We start from the raw sequence: 25,474 nt of genomic DNA on the forward strand, positions 1-25,474 counted from the left end.
AACTGGGCCCGTGACCGAGAACGCTCAGCAGCAGCCATCAGCGCCCCACACCGAACTGCCGACCCAGTACGCGCCGGCCGATGTAGAGGGGCCGCTGTACGAGCGCTGGGTGGAGCGGGGCTACTTCGAGGCCGACGCGAAGAGCGACAAGCCTCCGTACACCATCGTCATCCCCCCGCCGAACGTCACGGGCAGCCTGCACCTGGGGCATGCCTTCGAGCACACGCTCATCGACGCCCTCACCCGCCGCAAGCGCATGCAGGGCTTCGAGACGCTGTGGCAGCCCGGCATGGACCACGCCGGCATCGCCACGCAGAACGTCGTCGAGCGCGAACTGGGCAAGGAGGGCAAGTCCCGGCACGACCTCGGCCGTGAGGCCTTCGTCGACCGCGTCTGGCAGTGGAAGGGCGAGTCCGGCGGCCAGATCAGCGGCCAGATGCGCCGCCTCGGCGACGGCGTCGCCTGGTCGCGCGAGCGCTTCACCATGGACGAGGGCCTCTCCCAGGCCGTCCAGACCATCTTCAAGCGGCTCTACGACGACGAGCTGATCTACCGCGCCGAGCGCATCATCAACTGGTGCCCGCGCTGTCTGACCGCGATCTCCGACATCGAGGTCGAGTACCAGGAGGACGACGGCGAGCTCGTCTCCATGAAGTACGGCGAGGGGGACGACACCATCGTCGTCGCCACCACGCGCGCGGAGACGATGCTCGGTGACACCGCCGTCGCCGTCCACCCCGACGACGAGCGCTACAAGCACCTGGTCGGCAAGGAGATCCGCCTCCCGCTGACCGACCGCTCCATCCCGGTCGTCGCCGACACCCACGTCGACCCCGAGTTCGGCACCGGCGCCGTCAAGGTGACCCCGGCGCACGACCCGAACGACTTCGAGATCGGCCAGCGGCACGACCTGCCGGCCATCACGATCATGGACGAGCACGCGGTCATCACCGCCCACGGCCCCTTCCAGGGCCTGGACCGGCTCGAGGCCCGCTCCGCCATCGTCGCCGCCCTGCGCGCCGAGGGCCGGATCGTCGCCGAGAAGCGGCCGTACGTCCACTCCGTCGGTCACTGCTCGCGCTGCAAGACCACCATCGAGCCGCGCCTGTCCATGCAGTGGTGGGTCAAGGTCGGCCCGCTGGCGAAGGCCGCCGGTGACGCCGTCCGCGACGGCCGTGTCAAGATCCACCCGCAGGAGATGGAGAAGCGGTACTTCGACTGGGTCGACAACCTCCACGACTGGTGCATCTCGCGGCAGTTGTGGTGGGGCCACCGCATTCCGGTCTGGTACGGCCCCGAGGGCGAGGTCGTCTGCGTCGGCCCGGACGAGGAGCCGCCGAGCGGCGAGGGCTGGCGTCAGGACACCGACGTCCTCGACACCTGGTTCTCCTCCGGACTGTGGCCGTTCTCCACGCTCGGCTGGCCCGAACAGACCGAGTCGCTCGCGAAGTTCTACCCGAACTCCGTCCTGGTCACCGGCTACGACATCCTCTTCTTCTGGGTCGCCCGGATGATGATGTTCGGCCTCTACGCGATGGACGGCACCCCGCCGTTCCACACCATCGCCCTGCACGGCATGGTCCGCGACCAGTTCGGCAAGAAGATGTCCAAGTCCTTCGGCAACGCGGTCAACCCGCTGGACTGGATGGACAAGTACGGTTCCGACGCGCTCCGGTTCACCCTCGCGCGCGGTGCCAACCCCGGCGTCGACGTCCCGATCGGCGAGGACTGGGTCCAGGGCTCCCGCAACTTCGCCAACAAGATCTGGAACGCGACGCGCTTCGCGCTGATGAACGGCGCGACGGTCGACGGCCCGCTGCCGGAGACCGCCGAGCTGTCGGCGACGGACCGCTGGATCCTCTCCCGTCTCAACTCGGTCGTCGCCGAAGTCGACGCGCTCTACGAGGACTTCCAGTTCGCGAAGCTCTCCGACGCGCTGTTCCACTTCGCCTGGGACGAAGTCTTCGACTGGTACGTCGAGCTCTCCAAGACGACGTTCATGGCCGGCGGCGAGCCCGCGAAGGTCTCCGGCCGGGTCCTCGGCGAGGTCCTCGACGTCACCCTGAAGCTGCTGCACCCGATCGTCCCGTTCGTCACGGAGACCCTCTGGACGACGCTGACCGGCGGCGAGTCGGTCGTCGTCGCCGAGTGGCCGAAGGACAGCGGCTTCCGGGACACGGCCGCCGAGCAGGAGATCGAGAGCCTGCAGAGCGTGATCACCGAGGTCCGCCGCTTCCGTGCCGACCAGGGTCTGCAGCCCGGACAGCGCGTCCCGGCCCGTCTCACGCTGGACGGCACGCCGTTCGCGGCGCACGAGGCGGCCGTCCGTCAGCTGCTGCGCCTGACGCCGGAGGGCGAGGACTTCTCGGCGACGGCGACTCTGCCCGTCGCGGGCGCCACGGTCGCGCTGGACCTCTCCGGCACGATCGACGTCGTCGCGGAGCGCAAGCGCCTGGCCAAGGATCTGGCGGCCGCCGAGAAGGAGAAGGCCCAGGCCAACGCCAAGCTCGGCAACGAGGCCTTCCTGGCGAAGGCCCCGGACAACGTGGTCGACAAGATCCGCGGCCGCCTCGCCAAGGCGGACGAGGACATCGCCCGCATCCAGAGCCAGCTGGAGCGCCTGCCGCAGGCGTGAGGCACCGAGGCACGGCACCACCGAGGTGGTGAGGCACTGAAGCCTTGCGGCTTTTGAGGCCGGCAGGCACTGCGTAGGCGAAGGCCCCCGGGATCCGTACGGTTCCGGGGGCCTTCGCCTACGTCTGTCAGTGGTCGTCCGTAGACTGGCCCCGTGAGCGAGCTCCCCCCGAACGGTGACCACGACCAGCCCCGCCCCCTCGACCCCTTCGACGAGATCATCGCGGAGGAGACAGACCGCGATCCCGATCTCGCCGTCATCGAGGCCGGCAGCCGCACCCTGCGCACCCAGGGCAGCGCAGGGCAGGCCGATGTGCCCGCGCGTCCCGCGGATCCCGAGGTCGACAAGGCCCTGCGCGAGGTGGAGTCGGAGCTGGCCACCCGCTGGGGCGAGACCAAGCTGGAGCCCTCCGTCAGCCGTATCTCCGCGCTGATGGACGTGCTGGGGGAGCCGCAGCGCGCGTACCCGTCGATCCACATCACGGGCACGAACGGCAAGACGTCCACCGCCCGCATGATCGAGGCCCTGCTCGGCGCCTTCGAGCTGCGCACCGGCCGCTACACCAGCCCGCACGTCCAGTCGATCACCGAGCGGATCAGCCTCGACGGCGTCCCGATCTCCGCCGAGCGGTTCATCGAGACGTACCAGGACATCAAGCCGTACGTCGAGATGGTCGACGGGTCGCAGGAGTACCGGCTGTCCTTCTTCGAGGTGCTCACCGGCATGGCGTACGCCGCCTTCGCGGACGCGCCGGTCGACGTGGCGGTCGTGGAAGTGGGGATGGGCGGCTCCTGGGACGCGACGAACGTGATCGACGGAGACGTCGCCGTCGTGACGCCCATCGACCTGGACCACACCGACCGGCTCGGCGAGACGCCCGCCGCGATCGCCGTCGAGAAGAGCGGGATCATCAAGCAGGACGCCACCGTCATCCTGGCCCAGCAGCCGGTCGACGCGGCCCAGGTCCTGCTGAAGAAGGCCGTCGAGGTCGACGCGACCGTGGCCCGGGAGGGTCTGGAGTTCGGCGTCGTCGCACGTCAGGTCGCCGTCGGCGGGCAGCTGGTCACCCTGCGCGGGCTGGGCGGCGAGTACCCCGAGGTGTATCTGCCGCTGCACGGCGCCTACCAGGCGCACAACGCGGCCGTCGCGCTCGCCGCCGTCGAGGCGTTCTTCGGCGTCGGCGCCCAGCGCCCCGAGCCGCTCTACATCGATACGGTCCGCAAGGCCTTCGCGGCCGTGTCCTCCCCGGGCCGCCTCGAAGTCGTCCGGCGGTCCCCGACCGTCGTCCTCGACGCCGCCCACAACCCGGCCGGCGCCCGCGCCACCGCCGAGGCCGTCAGCGAGGCCTTCGACTTCAGCCGGCTGATCGGCGTGGTCGGCGCCAGCGGCGACAAGAACGTGCGAGGGCTTCTGGAGGCCTTCGAGCCGATCTTCGCCGAGGTCGTGGTCACCCAGAACTCGAGCCACCGCGCGATGGACGTCGACGAACTCGCCGCGATCGCCGTCGAGGTGTTCGGGGACGACCGCGTCCAGGTCGAGCCGCGGCTGCCCGACGCGCTGGAGGCGGCGATCACGCTCGCCGAGGAGGACGGCGAGTTCACCGGCGGCGGGGTGCTGGTCACCGGTTCCGTCATCACCGTCGGCGAGGCCCGACTGCTTCTCGGGAAGGGCTGAGGTCCCACACCATGCGAACACTCTGCTCCTCGACCCTGATCGGCGAGTTCTTCATCATCGGCTTCGCCGGTCTCGTCGCGATGAAGGAACCCGACCTGTCCACCTCCACGGTGTGGACGGTCTGCGGCATCGCCATGTTCTTCAGCGTGCTGCTGTGCGCTCTGGTCACCCGGCCCGGAGGCGTCGCCCTCGGCTGGGCGCTGCAGATCGCCCTTGTCGCATCCGGATTCTTCATCCCGATGATGTTCTTCATGGGGGTGCTGTTCGGCGCCCTGTGGTGGGCTTCGGTGCATTACGGCAGAGAGATCGACGAGGCGAAGGCGCGCTTCGCAGCACAGGCCGCCGCCGGCTCTCCGGATACTGCTGACGCTGCGTGACAGGCGCCCGGACACGCCCTGTAACCTCATCCCACCGCACACCCCGGCAGTAGCCCGGTCGTAGAAGGAGTCACCCCGTGAGCCAGCGCACCCTCGTCCTGCTCAAGCCCGACGCGGTCCGTCGTGGCCTGACCGGCGAGATCATCAGCCGTATCGAGCGCAAGGCCGGCTGGCAGATCACCGCGCTGGAGCTGCGCACCCTGGACCAGGACACGCTGGAGCAGCACTACGGCGAGCACAAGGGCAAGCCCTTCTACGAGCCGCTGGTGGAGTTCATGGCCTCCGGTCCGGTCGTCGCGCTGATCGTCGAGGGTGAGCGGGTCATCGAGGGCGTGCGCGCGCTCGCCGGTCCGACCGACCCGATCGCCGCCGCCCCCGGCTCCATCCGCGGTGACTTCGGCGTGATCGTCCGCGAGAACCTGATCCACGCCTCCGACTCCGAGGAGTCCGCCGAGCGCGAGGTGAAGATCTTCTTCCCCGGTCGCGTCTGACGCACCGACGGCGGCGCTGAAAGACGCCCCGACAGCGGTCTGAAGCGGGCGATCGAGGGAACGCGTATCCCCGAACGCCCGTCTCCAGAAGCGAACCCACACAGCATCTGCAAACAATGGCGGAGACCGCTCCGCAGTGTTCGTGCAGGCGCGTTTACGATGGAAGCCTTCACGTCACAGCACCCACCTCGCCGACCTGATAAGCCCTCAAAAAGCTCATGGAAGGCCAGTCGAATCCTGATGGGGAACTCAATGTCGTTCATCGGCCGTGACATGGCTGTCGACCTCGGGACCGCCAACACGCTGGTGTACGTCAGGGGTCGCGGGATCGTACTCAACGAGCCGTCCGTCGTCGCGATCAACACCAACACCGGTGGCATCCTCGCGGTCGGCGCCGAAGCGAAGAAGATGATCGGGCGCACGCCGGGCAACATCGTCGCCGTGCGTCCGCTGAAGGACGGCGTCATCGCCGACTTCGAGATCACCGAGCGGATGCTCCGCTACTTCATCCTGAAGATCCACAAGCGGCGGTATCTGGCTCGGCCGCGAGTCGTCGTCTGTGTGCCCTCGGGCATCACGGGCGTCGAGCGCCGTGCCGTCATCGAGGCGTCGACCCAGGCCGGCGCCCGTCAGGTGCACATCATCGAGGAGCCCATGGCCGCGGCCATCGGCTCCGGCCTGCCGGTCCACGAGGCCACGGGCAACATGGTGGTGGACATCGGCGGCGGCACCACGGAGGTCGCGGTCATCTCGCTCGGCGGCATCGTCACCGCCCAGTCCATCCGTGTCGCGGGCGATGAACTGGACAACGCGATCATCCAGCACATCAAGAAGGAGTACAGCCTCCTTCTCGGTGAGCGGACGGCCGAACAGATCAAGATCACGATCGGTTCGGCGTACGACCTCGACGACGACCAGCACACCGAAATCCGCGGCCGGGACCTGGTCTCCGGGCTGCCCAAGACCGTCGTCATCTCGGCCGCCGAAGTGCGCAAGGCGATCGAGGAGCCGGTCAACGCCATCGTCGACGCCGTGAAGACCACCCTCGACAAGTGTCCGCCGGAGCTGTCCGGCGACATCATGGACCGCGGAATCGTTCTGACCGGCGGCGGAGCCCTGCTGCGCGGTCTGGACGAGCGGCTGCGCCGGGAGACCGGCATGCCCATCCACATCGCCGAGGACCCGCTGGACAGCGTGGCGCTCGGCTCCGGCAAGTGCGTCGAGGAGTTCGAGGCGCTCCAGCAGGTGCTGGACGCCGCGCCCCGCAGATGACGTAACGCTTCGGTTCCGCCGTACGAGATGATCTCCTCTCGTGCGGCGGATCGTTGATATAGAGGCATAAGCTCCCACAAAGCGCCCTTGGTCATCTTGGCCCGGGGCTACGTGAATTCCTGTTTTCCTGGTTCCTGGTTTTTTCTCTCGAGGAAGGGCACGGCCGCCGCACGTGAGGGACACACGAGAGAGCCGGCTGCTCCTGGTGCTGCTGGTCGCGATCGCGTTCGCGCTGATCACGGTGGACATCCGCGGCGGGGAGGACTCCCCGGTCGACGGTGCCCGGCAGGCCGCGGCCGCGGTCTTCGGTCCGATCGAGGACGGCGTGTCGTCGGCGGTCGATCCCGTCGGCAACGCCGTCTCCGCCGTCCGTGACTCCGGTGAACGCCATGACCGACTCGCCGATCTGGAGCAGGAGAACGCGGCTCTCAAGGCGAAGCTCGGCAGCGACGACCGCAACCGCAGCCGGCTGACGCAGCTCGACAAGATGCTGAAGATCGCCGGCGCGGGCCAGTACGGCATCAAGGGCGCGGAGGTCATCGCGATAGGAGCGGCCCAGGGCTTCTCCTGGACCATCACCATCGACGTCGGCGCGAACGACGGCGTCAAGCGCGACATGACGGTCCTGAACGGGGACGGGCTGGTCGGGCGGGTCACCACCGTCGGCCCCAACACCGCGACCGTGCTGCTCGCCAACGACCCCGACTTCACCGTGGGCACCCGGATGGAGGCGTCCGACGAGCTCGGCTTCGCCTCCGGGCAGGGCGACCGGCCGCTGCGCGTCGAACTCCTCAACGGCAAGGCCGAGGTGAAGAAGGGCGACCGGCTGGTCACCTTCGGCTCGCAGGCCGACAAGCCCTTCGTGCCCGGTGTCCCCGTCGGCGTCGTCTCCCGCGTCGACCCCTCCGGCGGCGACCTCACCCGCACCCTCTACGTCACGCCCTATGTCAGCTTCACCAAGCTCGACATCGTGGGAGTGGTGGTCGAGGCCCCGAAGAAGGACCCGCGCGACACCGTGCTCCCGTCCAAGCCCAAGCCGGTGCCCACCCCGACGGTCACCGTCACGGTGACCCCGAACGCGTCCGTCGACGGCCAGCAAGAGCAGCAGTAGGAGCTGACACCCCCCATGCGCGTCAACCGGATCCTGCTCTCCGTCCCGCTGGTGGTCGTCGCCCTGGTGATCCAGGTGAGCGTCTTCGCCCGCCTGCACCTCCCGGGAGCCGTCCCCGACCTCCTCCTGCTCACGGTCCTGGGCCTCGCCATGATCTACGGTCATGTCGGCGGCGCCCTCATCGGCTTCGGCGCCGGCCTCCTCGCCGACCTCGCCCCGCCCGCCGACCACGCCGCCGGCCGGTATGCGCTGGTGCTGTGCGTGATCGGCTATCTCGCCGGGCTCGTCAAGCCCGAGAGCGGGCAGATCAAGTCGGCCACCGGCCCGATGATCGTGGTCGTCGGCGCCGCGATCGGCTCCACGCTGCTGTACGCCGGGGTCGGCGCGCTCGTCGGCGACACCGCCGCCCGCCATGTCGGCCTGACCGGGCTGCTGTTCACGGCCGCGCTGTACGACCTGCTGCTGGCCCCGTTCGTGGTCCCCGCGGTCATGTTCCTGGCGCGGCGCGCCGACAACGACCCCCTCGCGGAGACCAACTCCGCCGCCAGGAGCCCCGACATCTCCTCCGGCTGGCTCTCCTCCGGGACGGGGCTGCGGATCGGCGGCCAGCGCAACGGACTGAAGCTGAAGGCGGCCAAGTCGCGGGGGGCCCGCGCCGGCCGCATCAAGGGGGTCAAGCGGCTGTGAGCGCGGGCGGGTTCACCCGAACGATCACCGTGGGATTCACCCGAACGATCACCCCGGGATTCACTCGAACGGGGAAGTTCCGGCGGAACGTGGGCTCACAGGCCGGTCGTTCATCATTCGTACGCACACACAGCTGCGCACACTCGTTCGCGTACTGAGAGGGGGAGACAGCCGCAGTGACCAATATTCCCGAGACCGGTCGGACACCACGGGTCCAGATCAGGCTCGTCGTGATCCAGATCCTCGTTCTCTCCCTGCTCGGCACCCTCGGCGGCCGCCTGTGGTACCTGCAGATCCGGGAGGGCGCGGAGTACGCCAAGGAGGCCTCCGGCAACCACGTCCAACAGGTCGTCGAGCCCGCCGTCCGCGGCTCGATCCTGGACGCGCGCGGAGTGCCCCTGGCCGACAACGAGACACGGCTCGTGGTCTCCGCCTCCCGCACCGACCTGCTGAAGCAGCCGGACGACGGCAAGGCGGTCCTGACGAAGCTGGCGGGCGTGCTCGGCATGACCCCCGAGGACGTCATGCTGAAGGTCCGGCTGTGCGACTCGGAGACGCCCCAGCCCTGCTGGAACGGCTCGCCTTACCAGCCGATCCCGATCACCGACGAGGCCACCGCCAAGCAGGCCCTGCAGATCCGCGAGCGCGCCGAGGACTTCCCCGGCATCACCGCCGAGCCCGAGGCCGTGCGTCGCTACCCCGCCCCCGGCAAGGCCAACACCGCCCAGGTCCTCGGCTACCTCTCCCCGGTCACCGACGACGAGCTCACCAAGGCCCAGGACACCGACTCGCCCTATCTGCGCTCCGACCAGGTCGGCCGCTCGGGCCTGGAACGCGAGTACGACAAGGAGCTGCGCGGCAAGGCCGGCGTCACCCGCTACGAGGTCGACAACCTCGGCCGCGTCATCGGCGAGGCCGAGGCGGACCCGGCCGAGCCCGGCTCCAACCTCGTCACCAGCATCGACGCCCGCGTCCAGCGGGTCGCCGAGTACGAGCTGAACGAGGCGATGAAGGAAGCCCGCAAGCAGCACGACCGCAACACCAACGAGAACTACAAGGCCGACTCCGGCGCGGTCGTCGTGATGGAGGTCAAGACCGGCCGCATCGTCGCCATGGCCTCCAACCCGACGTACGACCCGAACGCCTGGGTCGGCGGGATCTCCGCCAAGGACTACACCCGGCTGACCGGCAAGGCCTCCAACTACCCGCTGCTCAACCGGGCCATACAGGGTCAGTCCGCGCCCGGCTCCACCTTCAAGGTGATCTCCACGGCGGGCGCCGTCGCGGCCGGCTACGACTTCAACGGCAATTACCCCTGCACCAGCTCCTACTCGGTCGGCGGCCAGGTCTTCAAGAACTTCGAGTCGCAGAGCTTCGGCTCCATCTCGCTCGGCCGGGCCCTGGAGGTCTCCTGCGACACCGTGTTCTACGGGCTCGCCCACAAGGAATGGCAGAAGGACGGCGGCATCAACCCGAAGAAGGGCGAGCCCAACGACTACTTCTTCAAGGCCGCCCACCAGTTCGGGCTCGGCAAGGAGACCGGCATCGACCTGCCCAACGAGGTCACCGGCCGCGTCCCCGACCGTCAGTGGAAGCAGTCCTACTGGGACGCCAACAAGGACGGCTGGTGCAAGACCGGCAAGAAGGACGGCAGTTACGTCGAGAAGATCGCGTACGAGAACTGCCTCGAAGGCAACAAGATGCGCGCCGGTGACGAGATCAACTACTCCATCGGTCAGGGCGACACCCTCGTCACCCCGATCCAGATGGCCACGATCTACGCGGCGATCTCCAACGGCGGCACCCTGTACGACCCGACGGTCGGCAAGGCCATCGTCAGCGCCGACGGCAAGACGATCACCGAGATCGAGCCCAAGTCGCACGGCAAGCTGCCGATAAGCAAGACCACACTGAGCCAGATGGGCGAGGCCCTCGCGGGCGTCGCCACCCGCGGCACGGCCGCCTGGCGCTTCGCCCAGGTCGGCTGGCCCCAGGACAAGATCGCGATGCACGCCAAGACCGGCACCGCCGAGGTCTACGGCAAGCAGACGACGTCCTGGTTCACCACGTACACCAAGGACTACGCGGTCGTGATGACGATCTCGCAGGGTGGTACCGGTTCCGGCGCCTCCGGTCCGGCCGTGCGCAACATCTACGACGCGCTCTACGGCGTCTCCGACGACGGCAAGATCGACAAGAAGAACGCCCTGATGCCCACGCCGCTGACGAGCCTGCCGAAGATCCAGACGGACGGCACGATCAAGTCCCCGAAGATCCCCAAGGACCCGGCGAAGCAGCAGCGCCTCAGCCAGCAGGCCGCGCCGGAGCCGGACGAGACACAGGCGGCGGGCACCGCCCAGCAGAACACGAGCACCAACCGAGACACCCGCCGACGACGGCGGAAGAGGGGAAGCCGGAGGATGTGCACATGACCGGCGCGAACAGCTTCTCCGTCTCCGGATACGGGCCCCAGCGGGCCGGCTGGACACGGGTCTTCGCCCGTGACTCGCTGGCCCGGCGGCTGGACTGGCCGATACTGCTGTCGGCGATCTCCCTGTCGCTGATCGGCTCGCTCCTGGTCTACTCGGCGACCCGCAACCGCACCGAGATCAACCAGGGCGACCCGTACTACTTCCTCGTCCGGCACCTCATGAACACCGGCATCGGGATCTGCCTGATGATCGCCACGGTGTGGCTCGGCCACCGCACCCTGCGCAACGCGGTCCCGGTGCTCTACGGCCTCTCGCTGCTGGGGATCCTCGCGGTGCTGACCCCGCTCGGCTCCACGGTCAACGGCGCGCACTCCTGGATCGTCCTCGGCGGCGGCTTCTCGCTCCAGCCCTCGGAGTTCGTGAAGATCTCGATCATCCTGGGCATGGCCATGCTGCTCGCGGCCCGGGTCGACGCGGGCGACAAGCTCTACCCCGACCATCGCACGGTCGTCCAGGCACTCGGCCTCGCGACCGTTCCGATGCTGATCGTCATGCTGATGCCCGACCTCGGGTCGGTCATGGTCATGGTGCTGATCGTGCTGGGCGTGCTGCTGGCCTCCGGAGCCTCCAACCGCTGGGTCTTCGGGCTGATCGGCGCGGGAGCGGCCGGCGCGATCACCGTCTGGCAGCTGCACATCCTGGACGAGTACCAGATCGCACGCTTCGCCGCCTTCGCCAACCCCAGCCTCGACCCCGCCGGCGTCGGCTACAACACCAACCAGGCGCGGATCGCGATCGGTTCCGGCGGTCTGACCGGGGCCGGCCTGTTCCACGGTTCGCAGACGACGGGCCAGTTCGTCCCGGAACAGCAGACGGACTTCGTCTTCACCGTCGCCGGCGAGGAACTGGGCTTCATGGGCGCGGGCCTGATCATCGTCCTGCTCGGCGTGATCCTGTGGCGCGCCTGCCGCATCGCCCGTGAGACGACGGAGCTGTACGGCACGATCGTCGCCGCGGGCATCGTGGCCTGGTTCGCCTTCCAGTCGTTCGAGAACATCGGGATGACCCTGGGGATCATGCCGGTGACGGGCCTGCCGCTGCCGTTCGTCTCCTACGGTGGCTCGTCGATGTTCGCGGTGTGGGTCGCAATGGGGCTGTTGCAGTCCATCCGGGTGCAACGGCCGATGTCCGCGTAAACATCGGGACACCTTGTGGTTTCCCTGCGTTCATCCCCGATTGGCACCCGGTGCGCACTGCCGTTCGGGCCCGAGTCCGACTAGATTCAATTCATGGCGGAGACGAAACGCGAGATCGAGCGCAAGTACGAATCCGATGAGAGCGGGCTGCCCGACCTCACCGGCGTGGCCGGGGTCGCCTCCGTCCTCGACAAGGGCGTCGCCGAGCTGGACGCGATCTACTACGACACCTCCGACCTGCGCCTGGCCGCGGCCTCGATCACGCTGCGCCGCCGTACCGGCGGCTCGGACGCCGGCTGGCATCTGAAACTGCCGGTCGAAACCGGAGTCAGGGACGAGATCAGAGCCCCGCTCTCCGACGACGTACCCGAAGAGCTCGCCGGGCTGGTGCGCTCCCGCGTTCGTGAGGGACAGCTGGTGCCTGTGGTGCGGCTGCGCTCCAGCCGGGACATCCGCGATCTCCTCGACGCCGAGGGCGGGCTGCTCGCCGAGGCCAGCGTGGACGCCGTCCGGGCGGACCGGCTGTTCGGCGGCGAGGGCAGCGCGCAGTGGTCCGAGATCGAGGTGGAGCTCGCCGACGGCGGTGACCCGGCCCTGCTCGACAAGCTGGAGAAGCGGCTGCGCAAGGCGGGCGTACGGCCGTCGAAGTCGGCGTCGAAGCTGGCGCGGGCGCTGACGGAGACCGGGTCGAAGAAGCAGCGCAAGAAGGCGAAGGAAGCCGGGAAGGCAGCCGGGAAGGCAGCCGGGAAGGCAGCCGGGAAGGGGGCCGGGCCGGGCGAAGGGGCCTCCGTCCGGGAGCCCGTGACCGCGGGCGATCATGTGCTGGCGTACGTCCGTGCCCAGCGGGACGCGATCGTCGAGCTCGATCCTGCCGTGCGCCAGGAGGCCGAGGAGTCCGTGCACGACATGCGCGTCGCCACCCGTCGGCTGCGCAGCACCTTCCGCTCCTTCGGCAAGGTCCTGGACCGGACCGTCACCGACCCGATCGGCGACGAGCTGAAGTGGCTGGCCGGCGAGCTGGGCGTGGGCCGCGACCACGAGGTGCTCGGCGAACGCCTCAAGGCCGGCCTCGACGACGTGCCGCACACCCTGGTCTCCGGCCCGGTCCGTGAACGCGTGCAGACCTGGGACAAGGCCGGGCACCGCGGCTCCCGCAAGCGGCTGCTCGGCGTCCTGGACTCCAAGCGCTACCTGACCCTGCTCGACACCCTCGACGGGCTGGTCGCCGACCCGCCGCTGCTGGAGGCGGCCGCAGGCCGGCCGTCCGAGGTGCTCGCCAAGGCCGTCCGCAAGGACTTCGGCAAGGTGTCCGAGCTGATCGAGCAGGCGCTGGCGCAGCCGTCCGGCCATGAACGCGACGAAGCCCTGCACGAGGCGCGCAAGAAGGCCAAGCGGACCCGCTACGCGGCGGAGACGGCCACGCCGGCGATCGGCGGCCCGGCCAAGACCCTGACCAGGTCCATGAAGTCGCTGCAGAGCCTGCTCGGCGAACACCAGGACAGCGTCATGGCCCGCGTGACCCTGCGCGAGCTGTCCGCCGTGGCGCACGCGGCGGGGGAGAGCGCCTTCACCTACGGGCTGCTCTACGGCCGTGAGGAACGCCGGGCGGAGCTGGCGGAGGACGCGCTGCCGGAGGCGTGGGAGACGATCCAGGGCGACATGGACGTATAGGGGGACGGCGAAGCCATCTGGTAGGGGGGCGGCGAAGCGATCTGGGGCGGGGGAGTCCTTCGACCGGGTTAGGCTTGATGGTCACCCCTGCCGCACAGCTGTCTCGCCCCTGTCAGCTCAGCTCACGAAGGTAACGCCGCGATGTCTGTCGAATCGGTCTTCCCGCAGCTCGAAGCCTTGCTCCCGCATGTGCAGAAGCCGATCCAGTACGTGGGCGGCGAGCTCAACTCCACGGTCAAGCCCTGGGAGGACTGCGACGTCCGCTGGGCCCTCATGTACCCGGACGCCTACGAGGTCGGGCTGCCCAACCAGGGCGTCATGATCCTCTACGAGGTACTGAACGAGCAGCAGGGCGTCCTCGCCGAGCGCACGTACAGCGTGTGGCCGGACCTGGAGGCGCTGATGCGGGAGCACGCCGTCCCGCAGTTCACCGTCGACGGCCACCGCCCGGTGAAGGCCTTCGACGTGTTCGGCCTGTCCTTCTCCACGGAGCTGGGCTACACCAACATGCTGACGGCGCTGGACCTCGCGGGCATCCCGCTGGAGTCCAAGGACCGCGGCCTCGACGACCCGATCGTCCTCGCGGGCGGCCACGCGGCCTTCAACCCCGAGCCGATCGCGGACTTCATCGACGCGGCGGTCATCGGCGACGGCGAGCAGGCCGTGCTGGACATGACGAAGATCATCCGCGAGTGGAAGGCGGAGGGCCGCCCGGGCGGCCGCGAGGAGGTCCTCTTCCGCCTCGCGAAGACGGGCGCGGTGTACATCCCGGCGTTCTACGACGTCGAGTACCTGCCGGACGGCCGTATCGCCCGTGTCGTGCCGAACAAGAGCGGTGTGCCGTGGCGCGTGTCCAAGCACACGGTCATGGACCTCGACGAGTGGCCCTACCCCAAGCAGCCGCTGGTCCCGCTCGCCGAGACGGTGCACGAGCGCATGTCGGTGGAGATCTTCCGCGGCTGCACCCGCGGCTGCCGTTTCTGCCAGGCCGGCATGATCACCCGCCCGGTGCGCGAGCGTTCCATCACGGGCATCGGCGACATGGTGGAGAAGGGCCTGAAGGCGACCGGCTTCGAGGAGGTCGGCCTGCTGTCGCTGTCCAGCGCCGACCACAGCGAGATCGGCGAGGTCGCCAAGGGGCTGGCGGACCGCTACGAGGCGGACAAGATCGGCCTGTCCCTCCCCTCCACCCGGGTGGACGCCTTCAACGTCGACCTGGCGAACGAACTCACGCGCAACGGCCGCCGCTCGGGCCTCACCTTCGCCCCCGAGGGCGGCTCGGAGCGCATGCGCAAGGTCATCAACAAGATGGTCTCGGAAGAGGACCTGATCAGGACGGTCTCCACGGCGTACGGCAACGGCTGGCGTCAGGTGAAGCTGTACTTCATGTGCGGTCTGCCGACGGAGACGGACGACGACGTCCTGCAGATCGCCGACATGGCGATGAACGTGATCGCCGAGGGCCGCAAGGTCTCCGGCCAGAACGACATCCGCTGCACGGTCTCGATCGGCGGCTTCGTCCCCAAGCCCCACACCCCCTTCCAGTGGGCCCCGCAGCTCTCGGCGGAGGAGACAGACGCCCGTCTGACGAAGCTCCGCGACAAGATCCGCGGCGACAAGAAGTACGGCCGCTCGATCGGCTTCCGCTACCACGACGGCAAGCCCGGCATCGTGGAGGGCCTGCTGTCCCGAGGCGACCGCCGTATCGGCGCGGTCATCCGGGCCGTCTACGAGGACGGCGGCCGCTTCGACGGCTGGCGCGAGCACTTCTCCTACGACCGCTGGATGGCCTGCGCCGACAAGACGCTGCCCGCCTTCGGCGTGGACGTCGACTGGTACACGACCCGCGAGAAGACCTACGAGGAGGTCCTGCCCTGGGACCACCTGGACTCGGGCCTCGACAAGGACTGGCTCTGGGAGGACTGGCAGGACGCCCTCGACGAGACAGAGGTCGAGGACTGCCGCTGGACGCCCTGCTTCGACTGCGGGGTGTGCCCGGCGATGGACACCCACATCCAGATCGGTCCGACCGGCAAGAAGTTGCTGCCGTTGACGGTGAAGCAGCCGACGCCGGCCGGCTGAGGCGGGGCGTGTCGGCGCTGGTGCGTCGATCGAGTGGTTCGGCTCGGCGATCGTGGGGTCAGGCCAAACGGGGCAGTTCCGCGTGCGTGGTGCTGTTTCCGGTTTGAGCCTGAACCCATGAGCATCCGTCCGTGGGTCATTGTCGAGGAGCCGGACGGTCGCGGGCTGCGCCGGGTCACGATCGGCGGCGAGACGGTGGGAAGCGCCTGGTCGGCGGGTGAACTGCGGAGAATGCTTGTTCGGCGCGGCTATCCGGTGAACATGGATCTGGATGATCCGACGTCCATATGCTGGCGCGGCGGGGACAGCAGGACCTGGCCCGACCGGGCATGGCGAAGACGTGCGACCGCGGTGCTCATGATGGCCGGACTGCTGGCGTCCATGGTGCTCAATGCGGTCATCGGATGGCCGGACGCCTCCGGGGCGCTGACGTTTGCGCAACGGATGACCGGGGGGCTCTTCGTCCTGTCAGGTCTGGTGCAGGGCGCGGCTGCCGGCATGGTGCTCGACTACTGGGGGAGACGGCAGGTCAAGCTCTCCGGAGCGGTCGTTCTGCTCGCTGTGCTGATCGCGCTGGCGACCGACACTCTCCTTCTGGTCATGTGGATGGAGGAGACGGAGTACACGCCCTACCTGCTGGCGTTCGTGCCCCTGTGGTGCTGGTCCCTGTGGGCGCTTGTCCTCCTTGCGCGTGAAAAACCCTGGCACGGAGCCCCGCAGCCCAAGACGTTCGCGGCGGGATTGGTCGTCACCGCACTTCTGACGGGTGCCAGCCTGGCGTATTCGACCATGTACCAACCTGCGACAGCCCCCATCCACTTTACTTTGAGTGCAAAATTCGGGGCGGCACGGCCGGATCGTAGGGAGCCGTTCGTTCACGTCCCGCTGACGCTTTACATGAAGAATACCGGCGGGATCCCGGTCTACATCGTCAATGACATCTATACGGTCCGCGGCAGAGATGTCGAATACTCCAGAGACTCCGGGACCCGGGACTTGTTGGCGGAATGGGAGGAGAGCGCGGGGAAGGGGGGCGGCTTGGTGGGGGAGACGGAACTCTATGTCGACGACTTCTCAAACACCACGATCAGCAGCGGGCATTTCTTCGGTCCCGGTGAGCGGCTCGAAGTCGGGCAGGAATACGCTCTTGAGCGCGTTGTCCAACTCCCTGTGGATGCCGAGTACGAAACGGTGAGCGTCCGCGTGCAGGTTTCGTACATGAGGAAGGACCGTGGGAAGCTCGATGTGAAGAATTTCTCTGCAGTTCATTATTCATGGAACAAGAGTGACGAGAAATACTACTGCCCCTCCGAGGGGGGATGTGGGCGGCAGCTCATTTATCGAGGGAGGGTGTGGCACAACAATAATCTGATCAATGTCACGCGTAAGCCCCGCTATGTGACGGCGATCTGGTCGCCCGTAGGCCGGCTCATCTCTTCGATCTCGTCGTTCCGGTTCCAGGACGAGCAGGGTTTTCATTCGGAAGAGAGGAGGGAGCTGGACAGGTACGGGGCGGCGTCGGTTCATGCTGATGCGGAGGTGTCCGTGGCGGAGCTGCTGGGATCCGCCGGTCGTTGACGGCGGTGTTCCGTTCCTCAACCGCCCTCGGGCATCATGCGCCAGGGCGCCACGGTGATCCCGGCGTCCGTCTCCAGGTCCAGCGCGGTCTGCCTGCAGAACAGAGTGGGCTTTCCGCCGAGAGTCGAGAGCAGTGCGTCCCCCGGCACCAGTTCGGCGAGCTCGGTGATGAGCGGTGCGATGTCGAAGGGGGCGTGGGCGCGTTCGTCGTTCTGCAACTGGGCGAGGACGTCGAACGAGTCGTTGCGTTCTTCCTTGGCCTTCCAGAAGTCCTTGACCCCTTCGGTGTCCCACTTCTCTGGAAGCAGCTCCTCCAGCCCCTTGGCGAGTTTGTGCTCCGGCGTGGCGTCGAATATCGCGTTGGTGCACACTTCGGCCGCCTTGCCGAAGGAGGCTTCCGGCGGGCGCTGGGCGGAGACGGCTTTCTCCTGCCTGCTCTTCATCCCAGGGGTCCGGTCCCTCAGCTCCTCCCGGGCTTCGGTCCGCTCCTCCGATGACCTTCTGGGGTCGCTCATCACCTTCACCAGCTGATTGCCCTGCTGCGCGTCATCCATGAGCTCTTGCCGGTCCACGTGGAGCGGGTACTGGTCCGCATGGAGCGGGTGCTTGTCTGTGTGGGGTGTCTGCTGGTCGAGGGCCAGTTCCACCGAAGTGCTCGTCAGCAGCAGGGCCTTGGCGGTCTCCTCCCCGCCGCGGCTCATCTCCAGGGCGGAGTTCGCGTCCGTCACGATGGCGATCAGTTGCCCGCGCAGGTCTTGCGGCGTCTCGGGGGAGCGGATCGCGTCGAGGACGGATGTGGTCCGCTTCACGACCAGGAGGACCCTGGACCGGTCCTCGGGCGGCACGCTCGGATCGGTGCCCACCTCCAGGGTGGCAGTTACCTGTTTCACCAACGGGGTCAACTGTTCTTGCAGCTCGTCAGGGACGCTGTCGTCGCTGATGACTGCCAGCGTCTCGGTCAGCTCTTCCGTGCTTTCGATGACCGCTTGCCTGTCCTGCGGAGTCGTCCCGGGGTCTTCGACCACTTCCAGGGTGGTGGTCAAATTTTCCACAGTCGGTGCGAGCTCTTCGGGGGCTTCTGTCTGTTGTTCGTTCAGACTTGTTGTTAGATCTTCAATATTCTCCGTCTGTTCCGCCGGAGGTTCGGACGCCGAATTGTCCGTATCGTCGGTATTTGACGGTTCACTCGATGTGGGGGACGTGGGTGACGTGGGAGGTGTGGGCGAAGGGGGCGTCGAGGACGTCGGCGACGTATCAGTCGGGGGCTGGGTGGTGGTCGGGGTGGCAGTGGAGGTGGGGGTCGGGGTCGGGGTAGGCGTTGGGGTAATTGCCGGAGGTGGAGACGGAGGCGGAGACGGGGGTGGAGGTGGCGTCGGCGAGGCGGATTCCGTTTGTGCGAGTGCTGCGGCCGGGTTCGTGCTGTCGTCGGTCCGAGGCGCTGCCACCGCACTCGTCAGGCCCGTCGGCAATGTGAGCGCTGCAGTCAAGAGGGATGTGCCGACCATGTCGAAGACGTGTCGCCGGGCGGTTCTGGGCATAGCGATTCCAGATGCGCTTTGTAGGCGGTCTCTCAGAAACGCTCCGGAGCACAGAAACTCCGGAGCGGAGAAGATCTGGCACTCGAACAAGGCAGAGCCGATATAAACCACTCTTCACCCGCTCGGTGTATTCCGCAACGCGGACACCGCGCAGGTGGGGAGGGGCGCTCGGAGCTCGGTCGGCGGACCTCCGGGCCCGTTCCTGACGGGCTCTCAGCATCGCATCCTTCGGGGCGGATGTAGCGTCTACGTCTACATGGACCTGCAGAAATCGCCCGCCGAACCGCCTGCCCGGCCGCCCGCGCAGGCGCAGGCGCCCGAAGGGTGTCTTGTCGTGGCGGTTCGGTTGCCTGTGCGGATCGTCGTGCTGGTGCTGGTCCTCCCCGTGCGGATGGCGTGGGATGCGCTCGTCGTCGTGGGTCGGTTCCTTCGGGACACCGTCTTGCGGCCGGTCGGGCGGGGGTTGTTGTGGCTGGGGAAGGCGCTGCTCGTCTGGCCGTTGATCGGGCTGTGGCGGTATGCCGTCGTGCCGCTGTGCAGGGTGCTCGGCCGGCTCGGGAACCTGCTGCTGGTCGTGCCGGCGGTGTGGGTCTGTCGGTACGTTCTCGCGCCGGTCGGGCGGGGGCTCGCGTGGGTGTACGCGCGCGTTCTCACGCCGGTTGGGCATGCCGTCCTCTGGGTGGTGAAGGGGATCTGCGTCGGTGCGTACACCGGCGTGGCATGGCTGGCGCGGTATCTGGTCGTCGTGCCCGCCCAGTGGGTCTACGCGTGGATTCTCGCGCCGGTCGGGCGGGCGATCGCCTGGTGTGCGCGCGGGGTGGGGCGGTTCCTGGGGGCGCTGGCCGGCGGGATCGGGGTCGCCCTGTACTGGACGGCCAGGGTGCTGGTCGTGCTGCCCCTGCTCGCTCTGTGGCGGTGGGTGCTCGTCCCCGTCGGGCGCGTCCTCGCGGTCGTCGCGCGTGAGGTGGGGGACGCCCTCGGGCATGCGTGGCGGATCGCGGGACGGATCTCGCTCGCCGTCGGCCGGTTCCTCGGGACGCTCTTCCGGTGGATCTTCGTGGAGCCCGTGCGCTGGGTGTACCGGACCGTTCTCACCCCGGTCGGGCACGTCGTCCGGGATGCCGTGCTGCGTCCCGCCGCCCGGGTGGCGCGCAGCGTGAGCCGGGCGACCCGGCAGGCGCTGGCCACCGCCCGCGAGACGGCACGGCAGGCCCGCGCGGACGTACGGCGGATGCTGTTCGGGGAGCCGGAGCAGCGGGAGGCGGTCGTCCGCCGGGAACCATCGGCGGACGAGACACGTACTCTTGGTAGCAGCACGACCGCTCTCACGAAGGACTGAACGACACTGGGCAAGCGACAGCCCGAAGGCCCGCCGCCCGCACCCGCGGTGCAGCGCATCCGACTGCGCTACACCAAGCGCGGCCGCCTCCGGTTCACCAGCCACCGTGACTTCCAGCGTGCCTTTGAGCGCGCGTTGCGCCGTGCCGAGGTGCCGATGGCGTACTCGGCGGGGTTCACGCCGCACCCGAAGGTGTCGTACGCCAATGCCGCACCCACCGGCACGGGCAGTGAGGCGGAGTACCTGGAGATCGCGCTCACCGCGGCGCGTGACCCGGAGAAGCTGAGAGCTCTGCTCGACGAGTCGCTGCCCACCGGGCTCGACGTCGTCGACGCGGTCGAGGCCCGGACCTCGGGTCTCGCCGACCGGCTGACGGCCTCCGTATGGGAGCTGCGGCTGGACGGCGTGGACCCGGCCGACGCCGATCGCGCGGTGAACGCCTTCAACGAGGCCGACGCCGTAGAGGTCCAGCGCATGGCCAAGAACGGCGTCCGCACCTTCGACGCCCGTGCCGCGGTCGTACAACTTGAAACGCACAGTGAACCTGCTGATAGGCCGACCGACCAGCCCTGTGCGATACTGCGGCTGGTTGTTCGGCACGTGACGCCTGCCGTTCGACCCGACGACGTCCTGTCCGGTCTCCGCGCCGTGGCCGACCTGGCGCCGCCGGTCCCCGCTGCGGTGACCAGGCTGGCGCAGGGGCTGTTCGATGAAGAGACCGGCACGGTGACCGACCCGCTCGCGCCCGACCGCGAGGCAGCTCAGGCCCTCACAACGGGCGATCCCGCTGCCGCCGCGAAGGCGCCCGCGTAGGGAAGGTCCCGCGATGGGACGGACGTCGTAGCGCCGCCCTCGTACTCGGGAGCCACCTGGGTCGGGCAGCGCACCGACCAGAAGACTTTCGCCAGGCCGTACGCATTCGGCGTACGGAACCGGCGAGACAGGACACAGAGAGCTCCCGTGCGGCGCCCGCGCCCCGGACGGCGGCACCGCGCATCGCGCGAGCCGCGGACGTCAACGGCGATCGATCCCCCGTGATCGACGCCGGACCAGGCGCGGCGCCCGGGAGCCTGACGGGAGAAACGCCCGCATGCTCGAGCCAACAGAATCCACAGAGTCCGTGACGGACTCCGAATCGAACAGCCCCAGCGACACCCTGCCGCCGCGTCGTCGGCGCAGGGCCGCTTCCCGGCCGGCGGGACCGCCGGTCGGCACCGCCGACACCTCGGCCGAGATGACCGCGCCGGCCATACCGGCCGTCGAGTCCGCCGAGCAGTTGGCGGAGGAGGACGTCCTCGACGACGACCTCAAGACCGACGTCGACGTCGATGTCGATGCTGACGTCAAGGCGCAGGAGGCGGCAGAGGCCGCTCCTCGTACGCGTCGCCGGGCCACCCGGCGTGCCTCCGCGCCCGCCGGGGCTCCGGCCGCCGCCGAGGTCGCCGAGACCGTCGTGCCCGTGGCCGCCGCCGAGGTGAGCGCGCCGGCCGTCGAGGAAGCCCCCGTGGAGGAGGCCGCCGCCGAGGACGCCGCTCCTCGCCGTGCCCGTCGCCGGGCCACGCGCCGGGTGACCACGCCCGCCGAGGTCACTGCCGAGGACGCCGCCGTCGAGTCCCAGCCCGAGGCTGCCGCCGAGGTGACCGAAGAGGTCGTCGAGGCCGCTCCCCGTACGCGGCGTCGCGCCTCCCGCCGGGCCACCGCGCCCGCCGGCGCCCCGGAGGCGGAGGCGGAGACGCCCGCCGTCACCGCCGAGGCCGAGGCCGAGGTTCCGGCTGTGACGGACGTGGCTACGGAGGAAGCGCCCGCCGAGGTCGCCGAAGCCGCTCCCCGTACCCGCCGTCGTGCCACGCGCCGCGTCTCCGCGCCCGCCGAGGCCGAGGTCGCCGAGACCACCGAGGTCGCCGCCGAGACTGCCGTCGCCGTCGCCGCCGTCGAAGAGCCGAAGGTTCCCGAAGCTCCCGCCGTTCCCGCTGCTCAGGCCGACGAGGACGCCGGTTCGCGGCGTGGACGTCGGCGTGTGGTCCGTCGGGCCGCCGGTGGCTTCTCCGCGCCCGAGCCCGCGAAGGGCAACGGCGAGGAGGACGCGCCGCGTCGTCCGGCGCGGCCCGCGGTCGCCGTGTTCCAGGCGCCCGTGTTCGCCGAACCGCAGTTCCAGACCCCGCTGCGGGCCGCTGCCGAGGCGGCCGCCGCCGAGGCGGAGGCCACCGAGGTCGAGGAGCCCGAGGAGGCTCAGCCGGCTCAGGAGCTCATCGAGGAGCCGACCGGTTCGCGTCGCCGTCGTCGCCGCCGTGGCGCCGGTTTCGGCGAGGAGCCCGAGGCCGCCCGCACCGCCGCGCCCGTCGAGACCGCCGCCCTCGCCGCCGAGGACGAGGCGGAGAGCGAGTCGGAGGAGCCCGACGAGGTCGACGAGACCGACGAGGGTGACGACGACACCGAGGAGACCGGCTCGCGTCGCCGTCGCCGCCGTGGCGGCCGTCGCCGTCGTCGTGGCGATGCCGCCGACGGCGAGGGGGAGTCCGGGGACGAGTCCGACGAGCTCGCCGCCGCGCAGGCCGCACAGGACGCCGACGACACCGCCGAGCAGGAGGACGAGGACGCGGAGGACGAGGACTCGGCCGGTGGCTCCACCGCCGGCAGCCGTCGCCGTCGTCGCCGTCGTCGTCGTGCCGGTGACTCCTCCGGCGAGGCCGACTCGGTCGACGGAGACCCGGAGCGCACGGTCGTCAAGGTCCGTGAGCCGCGCAAGCCCTCCGAGCCGTCCGACGAGGTGCAGTCCATCAAGGGCTCGACCCGTCTCGAGGCGAAGAAGCAGCGCCGCCGGGAAGGCCGCGAGCAGGGCCGCCGCCGGGTGCCGATCATCACCGAGGCCGAGTTCCTGGCCCGCCGTGAGGCCGTCGAGCGGGTGATGGTCGTCCGCCAGAGCGGCGAGCGCACCCAGATCGGCGTCCTGGAAGACAACGTGCTCGTCGAGCACTACGTGAACAAGGAGCAGTCGACCTCCTACGTCGGCAACGTGTACCTGGGCAAGGTGCAGAACGTGCTGCCGTCGATGGAGGCCGCCTTCATCGACATCGGCAAGGGACGCAACGCCGTCCTGTACGCCGGTGAGGTCAACTTCGAGGCGCTCGGCATGGCCAACGGGCCGCGCCGCATCGAGTCCGCCCTCAAGTCGGGCCAGTCGGTCCTCGTCCAGGTGACGAAGGACCCGATCGGGCACAAGGGCGCCCGGCTGACCAGCCAGGTCTCCCTCCCGGGCCGCTACCTCGTGTACGTGCCCGAGGGCTCGATGACCGGCATCAGCCGCAAGCTGCCCGACACCGAGCGGGCCCGGCTGAAGACGATCCTCAAGAAGATCGTCCCCGAGGACGCGGGCGTCATCGTGCGCACCGCCGCCGAGGGTGCGAGCGAGGACGAGCTGCGCCGCGATGTCGAGCGGCTGCAGGGGCAGTGGGAGGACATCCAGAAGAAGGCGAAGAACGGCGGCAACGCCCCGACGCTGCTGTACGGCGAGCCGGACATGACCGTCCGGGTCGTGCGCGACATCTTCAACGAGGACTTCTCCAAGGTCATCGTCAGCGGTGACGAGGCCTGGTCGACCATCCACGGGTACGTGTCGCACGTCGCCCCCGACCTGGCCGAGCGGCTGTCGAAGTGGACCTCCGAGGTCGACGTCTTCGCCACCTACCGGATCGACGAGCAGCTCGCCAAGGCGCTGGACCGCAAGGTCTGGCTGCCCAGCGGCGGTTCGCTGGTGATCGACCGGACCGAGGCGATGGTCGTCGTCGACGTCAACACCGGCAAGTTCACCGGTCAGGGCGGCAACCTCGAGGAGACGGTCACCAGGAACAACCTGGAGGCGGCCGAGGAGATCGTGCGTCAGCTGCGGCTGCGCGACCTCGGCGGCATCATCGTGATCGACTTCATCGACATGGTGCTGGAGTCCAACCGGGATCTGGTGCTGCGGCGTCTGCTGGAGTGCCTGGGCCGTGACCGTACGAAGCACCAGGTCGCCGAGGTGACCTCGCTGGGGCTCGTGCAGATGACCCGTAAGCGGGTCGGGCAGGGCCTGCTGGAGTCGTTCTCCGAGACCTGTGTGCACTGCAACGGGCGCGGTGTCATCGTCCACATGGAGCAGCCGACCGCGGTCGGCGGCGGTGGCAAGCGCAAGAAGCGCGGCCGCGGCGGTGACGTCCACGAGCACGAGCACGAGGCCGCTGTGGCCACCGAGGTCGCCGAGACCCTGGTGAGCGCCGAGGAGGAGGCGGAGAGCGAGGCCGAGGTCGCCGCCGAGGCGGCCGAGCCGATCGCGCTCCCGGCCCCCGACTATGCGCCCGACGAGGAGCTGTACAGCAGCATCGCCGAGGCGGAGGCCGCCGCCACGCGTGGCCGGGGTCGGCGTCGGGCGAGCCGCCGGGCGTCCGCTCCGGCGGGTGCGCCGCGCGGCAGTCAGTCGCGCAGGGCGGGCGGCTCCGAGTCGTTCGCCGCGGCGGAGCCCGCCGAGGCCGTCGAGGCCGTCGAGGAAGTCGCCGAGCCGGTCGTGGCGGCGCCCGCCGCGCCGGAGGCCGTCGTCGAGACGGCCGGCGCGCAGGCCGAGCCGGTCGCCGTCGAGGCGCCGGTCGTCGAGGCGCCGGAGGCTCCGGTCGTCGACGAGGCCGCGCCCAAGGGGCGTACGCGCCGTCGCGCCACCCGCAAGGTGTCCGCGCCGGCCGGTTCGCCCGCGGGTGCGGAGGCCGCCGTGGTGACGGTCGCCGAGTCGGCTCCCGCGCCGGCTCCGGTCGTCGAGGCTCCGGTCGCCGAGGCCGCTCCGGTGGAGCAGCCCGAGGCCGAGCAGGTCGCCGAGCCCGTCGTCGAGAGCGCGGCCCCGGCCCGCCCGCGGCGCCGTGCCGTGCGCAAGGCCACCGCGCCGACCGCGTCCGAGGAGACGGCCGTCACGGTCGTCCCGTCGGCACCGGCGGAGGTCGCCGCCGAGGCGGCAGCCGAGACCGAGGCTGAGGCCGAGGCGGCCGACGCGTCCGTCGAGGAGGCGGAGGCGGCTCCGGCGAAGAAGACGGCCGCGCGCAAGACGGCGAAGAAGGCCACGGCGAAGAAGGCGGCCACCAAGAAGACGGTCGCGGCCAAGAAGACGGCCGCGAAGAAGACCGTCGCCAAGAAGACGACGGCGAAGAAGGCCGCGTCGAAGAAGACGGCGGCGGCGCAGCAGAGCGTGCCGTCCGTCACAGCCTCCACAGAGGACTGATGTTCGGCTGAGCGAACGGCGGTGCGGGCATCCGGAACGATCGGATGCCCGCACCGCCGTCTCCCCGGGTGAGCGTCCATGCGCCGTGTCGCAGTGAGTTCACAGGGGAGTTACTCTGTGTCTCGCTGTGGTGCAGCCCACCCGTACGGTGGGTT

General features: G+C 69.3%; 16 protein-coding genes. 15 read left to right on the forward strand and 1 reads right to left on the reverse strand.

Annotated features, from left to right (window positions below; genetic code table 11):
* The first annotated feature begins 10 nt into the window (after nt 1-10).
* The 12 genes from ACWD4O_RS44240 to ACWD4O_RS44295 all read left to right on the forward strand — a co-directional run bounded on the left by ACWD4O_RS44240 (nt 11) and on the right by ACWD4O_RS44295 (nt 17,206).
* The gene (locus tag ACWD4O_RS44240; RefSeq protein WP_451288708.1) at nt 11-2,635 is read left to right on the forward strand and encodes a valine--tRNA ligase; all 2,625 of its coding nucleotides are present in this window, start codon (nt 11-13) and stop codon (nt 2,633-2,635) included.
* Nucleotides 2,636-2,788: 153 nt separating this feature from the next.
* On the forward strand, nt 2,789-4,309 hold the full coding sequence (gene folC, locus ACWD4O_RS44245; protein ID WP_451288709.1) for a bifunctional tetrahydrofolate synthase/dihydrofolate synthase: 1,521 nt from the start codon (nt 2,789-2,791) through the stop codon (nt 4,307-4,309).
* Nucleotides 4,310-4,320: 11 nt separating this feature from the next.
* Nucleotides 4,321-4,686, forward strand: coding sequence for a DUF4233 domain-containing protein (locus ACWD4O_RS44250; RefSeq protein ID WP_451288711.1), 366 nt, complete (start codon nt 4,321-4,323; stop codon nt 4,684-4,686).
* 77 nt (nt 4,687-4,763) lie between these two features.
* Nucleotides 4,764-5,177, forward strand: a complete 414-nt coding sequence (ndk, locus tag ACWD4O_RS44255; protein WP_351916909.1) for a nucleoside-diphosphate kinase — start codon at nt 4,764-4,766, stop codon at nt 5,175-5,177.
* Nucleotides 5,178-5,429: 252 nt separating this feature from the next.
* Nucleotides 5,430-6,449: a rod shape-determining protein gene (locus ACWD4O_RS44260; RefSeq protein ID WP_020127820.1), complete on the forward strand. Its 1,020-nt coding sequence runs from the start codon at nt 5,430-5,432 to the stop codon at nt 6,447-6,449.
* A 172-nt stretch (nt 6,450-6,621) separates the two neighbouring features.
* Entirely contained in the window at nt 6,622-7,560 is a 939-nt protein-coding gene (gene mreC / locus ACWD4O_RS44265) for a rod shape-determining protein MreC (protein ID WP_451288712.1), read from the forward strand.
* A 15-nt stretch (nt 7,561-7,575) separates the two neighbouring features.
* On the forward strand, nt 7,576-8,247 hold the full coding sequence (mreD, locus tag ACWD4O_RS44270; RefSeq protein ID WP_451288713.1) for a rod shape-determining protein MreD: 672 nt from the start codon (nt 7,576-7,578) through the stop codon (nt 8,245-8,247).
* Nucleotides 8,248-8,423: 176 nt separating this feature from the next.
* Nucleotides 8,424-10,679: a penicillin-binding protein 2 gene (mrdA, locus tag ACWD4O_RS44275; RefSeq protein WP_451288714.1), complete on the forward strand. Its 2,256-nt coding sequence runs from the start codon at nt 8,424-8,426 to the stop codon at nt 10,677-10,679.
* Nucleotides 10,676-11,875, forward strand: a complete 1,200-nt coding sequence (gene rodA / locus ACWD4O_RS44280) for a rod shape-determining protein RodA (protein ID WP_451288715.1) — start codon at nt 10,676-10,678, stop codon at nt 11,873-11,875. Before mrdA ends, rodA begins: the two co-directional genes overlap by 4 nt.
* A gap of 93 nt (nt 11,876-11,968) precedes the next feature.
* On the forward strand, nt 11,969-13,546 hold the full coding sequence (locus ACWD4O_RS44285; protein WP_451288716.1) for a CYTH and CHAD domain-containing protein: 1,578 nt from the start codon (nt 11,969-11,971) through the stop codon (nt 13,544-13,546).
* A gap of 141 nt (nt 13,547-13,687) precedes the next feature.
* Nucleotides 13,688-15,628 carry a TIGR03960 family B12-binding radical SAM protein gene (locus ACWD4O_RS44290; protein ID WP_451288717.1) on the forward strand — a complete coding sequence of 647 codons (1,941 nt, stop codon included), beginning with the start codon at nt 13,688-13,690 and terminating at the stop codon, nt 15,626-15,628.
* 117 nt (nt 15,629-15,745) lie between these two features.
* Nucleotides 15,746-17,206, forward strand: coding sequence for a hypothetical protein (locus ACWD4O_RS44295; RefSeq protein WP_451288718.1), 1,461 nt, complete (start codon nt 15,746-15,748; stop codon nt 17,204-17,206).
* Nucleotides 17,207-17,223: 17 nt separating this feature from the next.
* Here the strand turns inward: ACWD4O_RS44295 and ACWD4O_RS44300 are convergent, their stop codons facing one another.
* The gene (locus ACWD4O_RS44300) at nt 17,224-18,249 is read right to left on the reverse strand and encodes a hypothetical protein (RefSeq protein WP_451288720.1); all 1,026 of its coding nucleotides are present in this window, start codon (nt 18,247-18,249) and stop codon (nt 17,224-17,226) included.
* Nucleotides 18,250-19,000: 751 nt separating this feature from the next.
* Between ACWD4O_RS44300 and ACWD4O_RS44305 the strand changes: the two genes are divergently transcribed.
* The 3 genes from ACWD4O_RS44305 to ACWD4O_RS44315 all read left to right on the forward strand — a co-directional run bounded on the left by ACWD4O_RS44305 (nt 19,001) and on the right by ACWD4O_RS44315 (nt 25,319).
* Entirely contained in the window at nt 19,001-20,083 is a 1,083-nt protein-coding gene (locus ACWD4O_RS44305) for a hypothetical protein (protein WP_451288721.1), read from the forward strand.
* A gap of 48 nt (nt 20,084-20,131) precedes the next feature.
* Nucleotides 20,132-20,896: a TIGR03936 family radical SAM-associated protein gene (locus ACWD4O_RS44310; RefSeq protein ID WP_450945909.1), complete on the forward strand. Its 765-nt coding sequence runs from the start codon at nt 20,132-20,134 to the stop codon at nt 20,894-20,896.
* 277 nt (nt 20,897-21,173) lie between these two features.
* The gene (locus ACWD4O_RS44315; protein WP_451288722.1) at nt 21,174-25,319 is read left to right on the forward strand and encodes an Rne/Rng family ribonuclease; all 4,146 of its coding nucleotides are present in this window, start codon (nt 21,174-21,176) and stop codon (nt 25,317-25,319) included.
* Nucleotides 25,320-25,474: the final 155 nt, after the last annotated feature.

Source organism: Streptomyces sp. NPDC002623 (assembly GCF_053592635.1).